This window comes from Rhizobium sp. KNZ14-9A (genome assembly GCF_056755015.1).
Genome location: NZ_JBPGXB010000002.1, coordinates 2,636,170 through 2,647,719, shown reverse-complemented (window position 1 = coordinate 2,647,719; position 11,550 = coordinate 2,636,170). Strand labels below are relative to the sequence as shown.

Below are 11,550 nucleotides of genomic sequence, written 5' to 3'. Positions count from 1 at the left end.
GAGCCGCCTATATTGCGGCGCAAAAAAGACATAATCACCCCGGCGATGATCACTAACCGGTTATAATGGCTTAAATTTTCGTAATGAACATCCTGTAATATTCAAACTATTCTAATATATAATCGGGTAGGCAGCGTCCTCCGCCTTGGTGACTGCCAGCGCAGGCTGTATTGGCGAAACACTATTCGATCCGAGTTGCAGGTCTTGTGCGCGGGATAGACCCTGGAAAACGCAGAGGCAGACGGTCATGGCCGAGTTGAATGCCGGTGAATTTCGTTCACTCATCACCAACATCTTTCCGGAGCTTACGGCCTCCGTTTTCCGGCTCGCGACGAAGGGTTGGGATTCGATAGCCATCGATGTGGATGACAGGCTGATCTTCAAGTTCCCGCGCGATCTGGCCGCGGAGAGGGCACTGGTCAAAGAGGCGGCCCTTCTCGGCATCATCAGGCCGTCGCTGTCGATGGCCGTTCCCGATATGCGCATCCATGACGGCCCGCCGATCTTCTCCAGCCATGCCAAGATCCGGGGCGAACATCTCATCGCCGGCGATTACGAGCGTCTGCCGGAAGCGGCCCGCCAGCGCCTCGGCGACGACCTCGCCCGCTTCTATGCTGAACTGCATGCTCTCGATGCCGACCGCCTGCGCGCGCTCGGCGCCGGCCCGATCCTGCCCTGGCAATCGCCTGACGCGGTGCGGGAAAAGGCGCTACCGCTGCTGTCGTCCGAGCTGGTAAGTTATGCAGAAAGGATTATCTGGGATTTCATTGCTTTACCGCCAGATCCTTACGGGGTCATTTATGGCTTCTTCGACGGTCATGGCTGGAATATGGCTTTCGACCATGCTGAGGGCAGGCTGAATGGCCTCTATGATTTCTCGGATTCAGGCTTCGGCCCGCTGCATCAGGAGTTCATCTATTCGAACTTCATCTCGCCCGATCTGACATCACGCATCGTCTCGGCCTACGAGACACTGACCGGCCGCCGGCTCGACCGCCGGCGCATCGTTATCCTCACCGGCTTCCACCGCCTGTCGGAACTCGCAGAATTTGCAGACGATCCGACCTATGCCGGCGAGATGATCGACAGCGTCAAAGCATGGGCCGCTGCTGGATGATGCGGTTGCTCAGACGGAACGCGCCGCACCGCCGTCGCAGCGGATCAGCGAGCCGGTAATGTAGCTTGCCGGCTGACTGCAGAGGAAGGCGGCCGTTGCGGCGAATTCCTCGACCTTGCCGTACCGCCCGACCGGAATGCGCGCTTCCTTCTCCACGCGAATCTCCTCGACGCTCTTGCCGGTCCGTCTGGCGGCCGCGCCGTCGAGATCGTCGAGCCGTGCGGTGAGAATGCTGCCGGGCAGAAGCAGGTTGGTAGTGATGCCATGGCCGGCCACTTCCGATGCCAGCGTCTTGCTCCAGCCGGCAAGGGCCGGGCGCAGCGTATTCGACAGTGCCAGATTGGCGATCGGCTCGATCACCCCTGACGAGGCAACCGTCAGGATGCGGCCCCAGCCCTGCGCCTTCATGCCGGGCAGCAGGGCGTTGGTCAGCGTAATGACGCGCGCGACCATGGAGAGAAAATAGGTTTCGAGCTTTTCCGGCGACATGTCCTCGGTCGTGCCGGGCGTCGGGCCGCCGGTATTGTTGACGAGAATATCGAGCCCGCCGAATTTCTCCTGCACGGCAGCCGTTACGCTCGCGATGAAATTGTCCTCGGAAAGGTCGGCCCAGATCCAGTCGGCCCGGCCATTTCCTTGCTCATTGATCGCCTTGCAATTGGCGTCCAGCTGCTCGCCGCTGCGCCCGCAGAGAAGAACGTTTGCCCCTTCCTGCGCCAGCGCCTTCGCAATGCCGAGCCCGAGGCCGCGCGAGGAAGCCAGTACGAGTGCGCGTTTGCCCTTGATGCCGAGATCCATGATTTCCTCCATTTCCTGTGCCCTTTCTATAGGGCGCAAGTCCCGTGAAAGAAAAGCGCGAAGACCGCTTTCACGGTACTCCAATAATTGACGTTAACGTAAGCGTCATATAATCTTCTGTGCGGAGGAACATCATTGTGCGAATTGGAGGATTGGCTGTCGCTTCCCGGCTCGACAATGTTTTCCGGTTTTGACAAGAGAATACCTCAGGAATGGGGATGAACGGCCTTGAGAGGGCCGAGCGGAGACGGATCGATGACCGAAATGACTGAGCTGCCGGAACGCGAGAGCATGGAATTCGACGTGGTGATCGTCGGCGCCGGTCCGGCCGGCCTTTCAGCCGCCATCCGCCTGAAACAGGTCAATCCGGAACTGTCGGTCGTGGTATTGGAGAAGGGTTCCGAAGTCGGCGCCCATATCCTCTCCGGCGCCGTCGTCGACCCCATCGGCATCGATCGCCTGCTTCCCGGCTGGCGCACGGAGGCCGACCACCCCTTCAAGACTGAGGTCAATGCCGATCACTTCCTGCTGCTTGGCCCTGCCGGCTCGCTGCGTCTGCCGAATATCATGATGCCGCCGCTGATGAGCAATCACGGCAATTACATCGTCTCGCTCGGAAATGTCTGTCGCTGGCTGGCGACAAAGGCGGAAGAACTCGGCGTCGAGATCTATCCCGGCTTTGCCGCAACCGAAGTGCTCTACAATGACGAGGGCGCTGTCATCGGTGTCGCGACCGGGGACATGGGTATCGAGAAGAACGGCGAGCCCGGCCCCAACTATGCGCGCGGCATGGCTCTCATGGGCAAATATGTGCTTGTTGGAGAGGGCGTGCGCGGCTCGCTCGCCAAGCAACTGATTGCCAAGTTCGATCTCTCGAGCGGCCGCCAACCCCAGAAATTCGGCATCGGCATCAAGGAACTCTGGGAGGTCAAGCCGGAAAACCACCGCCGCGGCCTGGTGCAGCACTCTTTCGGCTGGCCGCTTGATATGTCCACCGGCGGCGGCTCCTTCCTCTATCACCTGGAAGACAATCTCGTTGCCGTCGGCTTCGTCATCCACCTGAATTACAAAAATCCCTATCTCTATCCCTTCGAGGAATTCCAGCGCTTCAAGACGCATCCGGCGATCCGCGGCACTTTCGAGGGCGGCAAGCGCCTTTCCTACGGTGCGCGTGCCATCACCGAGGGCGGCTACCAGTCGGTGCCGAAGCTTTCCTTCCCGGGCGGGGCGCTGATCGGCTGTTCGGCCGGCTTCGTCAACGTGCCGCGCATCAAGGGCAGCCACAATGCCGTGCTCTCGGGCATGATGGCCGCCGACCGCATCGCCGAGGCGATTGCTGCCGGCCGCGCCAATGACGAAGTAGCCGAGATCGAAACCGACTGGCGCAAGAGCGATATCGGCAAGGACCTGAAGCGCGTGCGCAACGTCAAGCCGCTCTGGTCGAAGTTCGGCACAGCCTTGGGCGTCGCTCTTGGCGGTCTCGACATGTGGACCAACCAGCTCTTCGGCTTCTCCTTCTTCGGCACGCTTGGTCACGGCAAGACCGATGCCGCCTCGCTGGAACCTGCTTCGCAGCACAAGAAGATCGACTATCCGAAGCCCGACGGTGTGCTCACCTTCGACCGCTTGTCCTCCGTCTTCCTGTCGAACACCAACCACGAGGAGGACCAGCCGGTCCATCTCCAGGTGAAGGACATGGCCCTGCAGAAATCGTCCGAGTTCGGCATCTATGCCGGCCCGTCGACGCGCTACTGTCCGGCCGGCGTCTATGAATGGGTGGAGAAGGACGGCGAAGAGACCTTCGTCATCAACGCCCAGAACTGCGTCCACTGCAAGACCTGCGATATCAAGGACCCCAACCAGAACATTAACTGGGTGCCGCCGCAGGGCGGCGAGGGGCCGGTCTATCCGAATATGTGAGGCGTCAAGCCATTGATCGGAACGACAAGGGCCGCCGTTTCGAGCGGCCCTTTTCTTTTCGCCGGATATTCAGGGTGCGTTTTCCGTCGGCCGCAGAGGGTCGATACCTTCATTGAGCATCTGGGCGACAGTCACGGAGGCCTTGGTCGCGCGTCGCATCGTATTGATGCTGACATGCGGCCATTTGATCAGCCCGGGACGTCGATCGCGACGCTGGAAGAATTCCAGCATGACGATCTGCGCATATTGCAGGACCATGACCGGATCTCCGTGAGCATCCAGATCGGACAGTTCGTGGATCCAGAAGATCGAGCGCATTTCGGTGGCATTGGCAGTCTCCGTAATGAAGGGGATGTTGATGATGCCCCCTGTCTGCAATGTGGTGTCGAAATCCAGCACCGTGGATCGCACGATGTTAAGTCCACTCGCTCCAAGGATAAGCAGTTGGATCGGATCCACAGGGTCGAAGCCAGGGAAGCCCGGCCCCTCGACGCCTTTGAACGGATTGTGGTGAAAGTGCTTGTAGGGGTCCATGTAGGAAGGGTTGGCGGGATCGGCATCCGTTAACACTTCGTCATCAGCGCCGAGCCCGATTGGCAGCCCGCTGAACTTCGGGATGGTCGATCGTCCGTCGACATTGGTTACACGTCCCAGTGCGAGCACGGAATCGCCATGCGGGATAGTGCCGAGCCGCGCGATGACAAGGTCGTCGTTGACCTTGTTGGCCATATTGAGGAAGAGGCCGGGCTCATGGTGGATCGGCTTTGGAATCGTCCGTGTCAGGGTCGTGACCGGGAAATCATCGACGGCGATCTGGCTGATGAGTTGTTCATAGTCGAGAGCGACGATCGTTTGATCGCCGGTAGCCGGATCGGGCCTGGTGCCCAGGCCTCGGTTGGGAACGCCTTTGTCCGCGACCGTGACGGTCAGGGTTTCTTCGAACTGATTCATCAACAGGCGATAGCCGCTTGGTGATCCACTGAAGGGCAGGGCAATCATATTCCATCCCCTGCGCTCGAGCGGAGCTTCATTGCTCCAGACACCCGGAAGATTGATGAAGGGGCCGAGCAATGGATCGCCGGCGATGGCTTGTGTAATGCGGCGAGGATTCTGCTGTAGCTGGTCTGCGCGTGGTGTATTCAGCATGCTACTCCTCCACGATTTTCTTCGCGCATAATCGCGCAGGTGGAGTGTAGCAAATTAATATTTATATTAAAGTGTAGTTATAATATTTCTAATCTTAAACGTGTATCGGCCGGGATGTTATTTGGATGTGTGAGAAGACGTTTTGTCCGCAATGAGGATGATCAACGGGTTAGCTATTCGTTAACCATAACAACCTTAGCCTGCGACATCTTCTTGACGCGTTAAGGACACATTCATGACGATCTCGCGCCGGGGCTTTCTGATCGCTCTGCCCCTATTTGTCGCCGGTTGCTCTTCGACCACTCTGAATAGCCAGACGAATTATGCCGCACTTCCGGATGAGAAATTTCCGTTGAGGCAGGTGCCGATCGATCAGATCAAGCCGGAGCTGCGCCGCACCGAAGTCACCTATGAAGGCGGCTATGCGCCGGGCGCTGTCGTCGTCGATACGCCGGCACGGCGCGCCTATTATATCCTCGGTGATGGCAGGGCGATGCGCTATGGCGTCGGTGTCGGCCGCGAAGGTCTGGCCTTTGCCGGTAATGCCTATGTCGGTCGCAAGGCGGAGTGGCCGAGCTGGACGCCGACGGAAAACATGCAGCGCCGCGAGGAGCGCTATCGCAAGCTTGCCGGCGGCATGCCGGGCGGCCCGAACAATCCGCTGGGCGCGCGCGCCATGTATCTCTATCGCGGCGGCAACGATACGCATTTTCGCATCCACGGCACCAACCAGCCGCAATCGATCGGCCTCGCCATGTCGAGCGGCTGCATCCGCATGATGAACCACGACGTGATCGACCTCTACAGCCGCGTCGAAGTCGGCGCCAGGGTCGTCGTCATCCAGGCGACAGCCTGAACCAGAAGCCCGAATTATAGGCATGCAAAAGCCGCCGCAGCGGATCGCTATCGGCGGCTTTTGTTTTTGGCGAATGTTCAGCGGCGCTTGGCGGCAATGCCGGTCGAGAGCGCCACGCCGATGCCGGTGATCACGGCCGCGCTGATTTCGGCAAGACCCATCTGCTCGCCCAGCAGGAAGCCCCCGCCGAGTGTCGCAAGCACCGGCGTCAGCGCGGTGAAAGCCGCAGCCTGCGTTCCGCCGAGGGTGCGCACCGCCGTGCCGTAGGCGACCATGGCAACGAGGCCGGAAAGAATGCCCTGGCTCAGAACCTGCAGGCCGATTTCCGGAAGTGGGGCCTGCGGCAGCGAGATGCCGAAGACCAGCGCAAGGGCGGCCATGATCAGGAAGGACCAGATGGCGATCAGCGCGCTGGCCTGGATGGCGGTCAGACCCGAGCGGCGGAAGGCATGCGTATAGCTTGCCCAGAGAACGGCGCCTGATGGCAGCAGCACGAAGCTCGTCCAGGGCAGGGAAGCATCGGCAAGGCTGCGCACGAGCAGGATCAGCACACCGGCGACGATCGCCACCAGCCCGGCAATGCGTGTGGCATCCGGCCGTTCGCCGAAGAGCAGAATGCCGATCAAGGCGGTGGCGAGCGGCATGGAGCCGCCGAGCAGGATACCCGACGAGGCCGCCGGTGTGGAGTGAATGGCAAGCGTAGTCACCAGGAAGAAGATCGCACCGCAGCCGGCGACCATGATTGCCAGCAGATGAAGCGGAAGGCCCTTTGGCAAGAGCCCGGTGCGTAGCCAGACCGGTGAGAGAACGAGCGCCGGAATGCCGAAGCGGATGAGGCCGATATCGATCGAACCGAGCGGCGTTGCAGCGCTGTGGCGGGTCGCGAGAAACCATGTCGACCAGATCAGCACGGTCACGGTGCCGGCGGCATAACCCAAGCCTTGCGAAGGCGATTTCTCGTTTGAAAATGCGATCGTGCTCATCGTCCTGTCCTTTCCTCCGTCCGGATGTCATCCGGTTGACAGGAAGATTAGCGCCAGAGGCCGAGGCATGTCCTTGCTATCTGTGGCTCAAAAAACGTGCTATGCGCAATAATCTGCCAATTTATGCCGATGGATTTCACAAACATGCCAAATCTTGATAAATTCGATATCGCCATCCTGAAGTGCCTGCAGGAGGATGCGCGCGCCACCAATGTCGAGATCGCCGAGAAGGTGAACCTCTCGCCATCACCCTGCCTGCGCCGCATCCGAAACCTTGAAAAGATGGGCGTCATCCGCCGCTACACGGCCGATATCGACCGCAAGGAGGTCGGCCTTGGCCTCACCATCTTCGTCGAATTCAAGGTCGCCCATCACAGCCGGGAAAATTCCGAGGCCCAGCAGGCGGCACTGCTCGCCATCCCCGAAATCGTCTCCTGTTTCCTGATCTCGGGCACGGCCGATTTCCTCGCCGAAGTCGTGGTCGAAGACCTCTCGGCCTATGAGCGGCTGTTGACGGAGACACTGCTGACCCTGCCGAATGTCACCGATATCCGCTCGAATTTCGCCATCCGCAGCATCAAGACGCATGGACCACTGAAGCTGCCCGAGCGCAATTGACGCACACCTCAACAAGGCATCCCAATAAGGTGATTGTTTTTGTAAACTTTACTTGAAAAATTCACTTCACTTCTGTAGCGGGTGTCTCATCCGGTGTGAGGGCCGGTGATCATTTCAGTATGAGGACATTTGCCGTGAGCGTTTTTGATATTCCGCTGTCGCGCCGCCAGTTCGGCCTGTTGCTCTCGGCCTGTGCCGCCGCTGCCGTACCGGGCATTGCCCTTGCCGATGATGACAAGCGCACGATCAAACACGAGCTCGGCACCACCGAAATCTCCGGCAAGCCGCAGCGTGTCGTCGCCCTCGAATTCTCCTTCGTGCAGGCGCTGAATGCAGTCGATGTCGTGCCGGTTGGCATTACCGACGACAACCAGCCGAAGCGTATCGAACAGCTTCTCGGCAAGAAGATCGACTACAGCTCGGTCGGCACGCGGCTGGAGCCCAATCTTGAGCTCGTCGCCGCCCTGACGCCCGATCTCATCATTGCCGATGAACTCCGCCATTCGGCGATCTACGAACAATTGAGTGCCATTGCGCCGACCATCGTGCTGAACAGCTGGGAAGGCAGCTACGAGACTATCAAATCTTCGGTCATAACCATCGCCGATGCCCTGGGCGAAAAGGCGAAGGGTGAACAGGCGCTCGCCGCCCATGAGGCCGTCATCGCCGGACTGGTCGCAAAGATCCCGGCCGGCGAAAAGCGCCGCTTCCTGCTCGCCGTCGCCAATCCGGATTCCATGAGCCTGCATAGCTCCTCCTCCTTCACCGGTTCCGTCTTCAAGGCCATGGGCCTGACGCCGGCGATCGATTCCAGCGATGCCGTAGAAAGCGGGGCGGGGATCGAGCGTCTCGTCGCCATCAATCCGGACGTATTTTTGGTTGCGACCGATACCGGCGCCACCGTGTTCGACCAGTGGAAGAGCAACACCGCCTTCAACAACATTGCGGCGGTGAAAACCGGCATGGTCTTTCAGGTCGACCGCAACCAGTTTTCCCGTTTCCGCGGATTGACGACGGCAGAGATGATCGCTCGCGAAATCCTCGCCAAGGTCTATCAGGCCGGATAAGCGCCAATGACGACAAAAGGCGGTGCAGCCATGCGGCATGAAACCGGCAGCCCCGTGCTGCTGGCACTCTGCCTGTTGCTGGCGCTCGCCATGGTTATTCTCGCCGGCATTTCCTTCGGCGTCTCCGAATTGCCGGTCGCCCGCGCGCTTCATCTGCTGTTTGCACCCGACGGCTCGCCGGATAGCGCGCTGGTCTGGGATGTGCGCCTGCCGCGGGCAATGCTCGCCATGCTGGTCGGCGCCAATCTCGCCGTTGCCGGCGTGCTGATCCAGACGCTGACCCGCAATTCGCTCGCTTCGCCACAGACCTTCGGCATCAATGCCGGGGCCTCACTGGTCATCGTCATCTCTCTCATCGCCATGCCCGGCCTGAGTGCCGGCGGCACGGTCTGGCCGGCCTTCATTGGTGCTGCCGCCGTAGGTCTCGCCATGTGGGCACTGTCGGTATCGGGCGCCATGAACGAGATGAAGCTGGCCCTTGCTGGCATCTCCATCCAGCTCGTGCTTGCCGCCCTCGTGCAGGCGATCCTCATTGCCAACAATGCCGGTCAGGATATCGTCTATTGGCTCGCCGGCTCCATCAATGGCGCGCAATGGAGCAAGGTCTGGATCATACTGCCCTTCACGCTTCTCGGCGGGGGGATCGCCTTCATCGCCGGTCGTCATTTCGGGGTGCTGGCGCTCGATGAGACCACCGGTGTTTCGCTTGGCCAGAATGCCCGGCGTGTCGGCGGCCTTGCTGCAATGCTGATCGTCATTCTCGCCGGCTCCGCCGTCGCCGTCAGCGGCCCGATTGGCTTCATCGGCCTGCTGGTGCCACATATCGTGCGGCGTCTCGCCGGCAACGACCAGCTGACAGTGATTGTGCTGAGCGCCGTCACCGGTCCCTTGCTGCTCACTGCCGCCGATCTCTTGGGCCGCGTCGCCGCTTTTCCGGCCGAAACCCCTGTCGGTATCGTGACGGCCCTGATCGGCGCGCCGGCTTTCGTCGCCATCCTCTGGCGGCAGAGGGCAAAATGACCAGTGCGGCCTTGCCATCGAAGAGCCTGCGTGCGGCAAGCGTCTGCCTCGTCGTCGCTGTTCTCATCCTCATCATTGCCGTGCTCGGCATGACGATCGGCGCCGTCACGCTCTCGGTCGGCCAGGTGCTGGATGGTATCGCCGGCGGCAAGAGCGCCTTCATCGTCATGCAGTACCGCGCCCCGCGCGTCATCGTTTCCATCCTCGCCGGGGCCTCGCTCGGCATTGCCGGCACCTTCCTGCAAGGTGCGCTGCGCAATCCGCTGGCCTCACCCGATGTGGTCGGCATCACCAAATGGGCCGGCCTCGGCGCCTTTCTCGCCGGTCTCTTCACCCCGCCGGCCTGGGCCGTCTGGGCCATTCCATCAGGTGTCATCGCTGGCGCGGTTGCCGGCGCTTTGGTGCTGCTCGCGATCGGCTGCAGCTTCGGTGGCGGCATAGCGGCATTGGCGCTCGTCGGCGTCGCGCTCGGCATGCTGGCCCAGGCGTTGATGCAATATGTCATGGTGCTCGTCCCGACCCGCGCCGACCAGTCGATGGTCTGGCTTGCAGGCAGCGTCTATGGCTCGACGATGACCGATGTGGTCGCTCTCTCGCTCTGGCTCATCGCCTGCCTGCCTTTCGTGCTGATCGCCACCATCCGGCTTGATGCCGGCGGTTTCGGCGACGATACGTTGACGAGCCTGGGTATCTCGCCCGGTCTCCTGCGCGGCGGCCTCATCGTCGTCTCGGTGCTGCTCTGCGCCGGCAGTGTCGCCGCCGTCGGCAGCATGGGCTTCCTCGGCCTGTTGTCACCGCATGCCGCCCGGCTGCTCGTCGGCCCGCGCGCCCGCCACATGGTGCCAGTAAGCGCCCTGATCGGCGCCCTGACGCTTTCCGCTGCCGATCTGATCGGCCGGCTGGTGGCCTTGCCGAACGAGATCCCGGCCGGCATCGTCGCTGCCGTGATCGGCGGTCCCTATCTCATTTTCCTGCTAATCAAGGAGGCAGGCCGCCCATGACTGATGCAGGTATGATTGATGTCGCCCATTCGCGCCTCTCCGTCAAGGATCTGACGCTCGGCTATGCCGCGATCAAGGTTCTCGACCATGTCGATGTCACGATCCCCGACGGTAGGATCACTGCCCTGATCGGCGCCAACGGCTCCGGCAAATCGACGCTGCTGCGCGCGCTCGGTCGCATCATCCAGCCGCTCGGCGGCACCGTGACGCTGGACGGCAAGGCGATCGCTTCCATGCCCGGCAAGACGATTGCGCAGACGCTGGCGCTCTTACCGCAAAGCCCTGTTTCACCCGATGGTCTCACCGTGCGCCAGCTCTGCCGCTTCGGCCGCCATCCGCACAAGGGCATGCTGTCGCGCACGACGCGCCATGACGAGCAGATCGTCGAGGCATCGCTGGCCGCGACTGGCCTGACCGATCTCGCCGAGCGCCCGCTCGACCGCCTCTCCGGCGGCCAGCGCCAGCGCGCCTGGATCGCCATGGCGCTAGCGCAGGAAACGCCGATCCTGCTGCTGGACGAGCCGACGACCTATCTCGACATCGCCCATCAGCTGGAAGTTCTGGAACTGTTGAAGGAATTGAACGAGAAGAGTGGACGCACCATCGTCATGGTCGTCCACGATCTCAATCATGCCGCCCAATATGCCGACCACATCATCGCGGTCGCCGATGGCGGCATTCACGCGGCAGGCAGCCCTGCCGATCTTCTGAAGCCGGAGCTCATTCGCGCAGTCTTCGGCATCGACGCCGTCGTGATATCCCATCCCGTTGATGGGACACCACTCTGCCTCCCCTTCGTCGAACGTTAGAGCCATTCCAACAAAAATGTGCAGCGATTTTGCGTTGAGGTGATGGGATGGAGCTGTTCTTGCGCAGAGCCAGCCAGATCATTGGTAGGGTGCATAGGATGCATAACTTGCATAGGATTTTCCATACGCCGTGTGGGAAATGTCAGATGGTGACATGACAGGTGTGTATCTGACATTTCCTATAGAGCAGTGGAAAACTGCCTATGCATCTTATG

11 protein-coding genes are annotated in these 11,550 nt (G+C 60.8%); 8 read left to right on the top strand and 3 right to left on the bottom strand.

The window, feature by feature from the left end; genetic code table 11:
- Window positions 1-247: 247 nt before the first annotated feature.
- Window positions 248-1,117: a phosphotransferase family protein gene (locus ACR9ZQ_RS19890; protein WP_481428617.1), complete on the top strand. Its 870-nt coding sequence runs from the start codon at window positions 248-250 to the stop codon at window positions 1,115-1,117.
- A gap of 9 nt (window positions 1,118-1,126) precedes the next feature.
- On the opposite strand, the gene ACR9ZQ_RS19885 is transcribed toward ACR9ZQ_RS19890, so the two are convergent.
- Entirely contained in the window at window positions 1,127-1,915 is a 789-nt protein-coding gene (locus ACR9ZQ_RS19885) for an SDR family oxidoreductase (protein ID WP_481428616.1), read from the bottom strand.
- Window positions 1,916-2,170: 255 nt separating this feature from the next.
- Between ACR9ZQ_RS19885 and ACR9ZQ_RS19880 the strand changes: the two genes are divergently transcribed.
- Window positions 2,171-3,835 (top strand): electron transfer flavoprotein-ubiquinone oxidoreductase, encoded by a 1,665-nt coding sequence (locus tag ACR9ZQ_RS19880; protein WP_481428615.1) that lies wholly within the window; start codon window positions 2,171-2,173, stop codon window positions 3,833-3,835.
- Between the two features lie 69 nt (window positions 3,836-3,904).
- Here the strand turns inward: ACR9ZQ_RS19880 and ACR9ZQ_RS19875 are convergent, their stop codons facing one another.
- On the bottom strand, window positions 3,905-4,981 hold the full coding sequence (locus ACR9ZQ_RS19875) for a heme-binding protein (RefSeq protein WP_481428614.1): 1,077 nt from the start codon (window positions 4,979-4,981) through the stop codon (window positions 3,905-3,907).
- Between the two features lie 235 nt (window positions 4,982-5,216).
- Here ACR9ZQ_RS19875 and ACR9ZQ_RS19870 point away from each other — a divergent pair, with 235 nt between their 5' ends.
- Window positions 5,217-5,837, top strand: coding sequence for a L,D-transpeptidase (locus tag ACR9ZQ_RS19870; protein ID WP_481428613.1), 621 nt, complete (start codon window positions 5,217-5,219; stop codon window positions 5,835-5,837).
- Between the two features lie 77 nt (window positions 5,838-5,914).
- Here the strand turns inward: ACR9ZQ_RS19870 and ACR9ZQ_RS19865 are convergent, their stop codons facing one another.
- Window positions 5,915-6,820: an EamA family transporter gene (locus ACR9ZQ_RS19865; RefSeq protein ID WP_029868658.1), complete on the bottom strand. Its 906-nt coding sequence runs from the start codon at window positions 6,818-6,820 to the stop codon at window positions 5,915-5,917.
- 144 nt (window positions 6,821-6,964) lie between these two features.
- Here ACR9ZQ_RS19865 and ACR9ZQ_RS19860 point away from each other — a divergent pair, with 144 nt between their 5' ends.
- From ACR9ZQ_RS19860 to ACR9ZQ_RS19840, 5 genes are all read left to right on the top strand, one after another.
- Window positions 6,965-7,438: an Lrp/AsnC family transcriptional regulator gene (locus tag ACR9ZQ_RS19860; RefSeq protein WP_481428612.1), complete on the top strand. Its 474-nt coding sequence runs from the start codon at window positions 6,965-6,967 to the stop codon at window positions 7,436-7,438.
- Window positions 7,439-7,572: 134 nt separating this feature from the next.
- Complete coding sequence (locus ACR9ZQ_RS19855; RefSeq protein WP_481428611.1) at window positions 7,573-8,505, top strand: ABC transporter substrate-binding protein; 933 nt, start codon at window positions 7,573-7,575, stop codon at window positions 8,503-8,505.
- A gap of 6 nt (window positions 8,506-8,511) precedes the next feature.
- On the top strand, window positions 8,512-9,525 hold the full coding sequence (locus ACR9ZQ_RS19850) for a FecCD family ABC transporter permease (protein ID WP_481428610.1): 1,014 nt from the start codon (window positions 8,512-8,514) through the stop codon (window positions 9,523-9,525).
- Window positions 9,522-10,526: a FecCD family ABC transporter permease gene (locus ACR9ZQ_RS19845; RefSeq protein ID WP_481428609.1), complete on the top strand. Its 1,005-nt coding sequence runs from the start codon at window positions 9,522-9,524 to the stop codon at window positions 10,524-10,526. Before ACR9ZQ_RS19850 ends, ACR9ZQ_RS19845 begins: the two co-directional genes overlap by 4 nt.
- Window positions 10,523-11,335, top strand: coding sequence for an ABC transporter ATP-binding protein (locus tag ACR9ZQ_RS19840; protein WP_310382774.1), 813 nt, complete (start codon window positions 10,523-10,525; stop codon window positions 11,333-11,335). Before ACR9ZQ_RS19845 ends, ACR9ZQ_RS19840 begins: the two co-directional genes overlap by 4 nt.
- Window positions 11,336-11,550 lie beyond the last annotated feature (215 nt).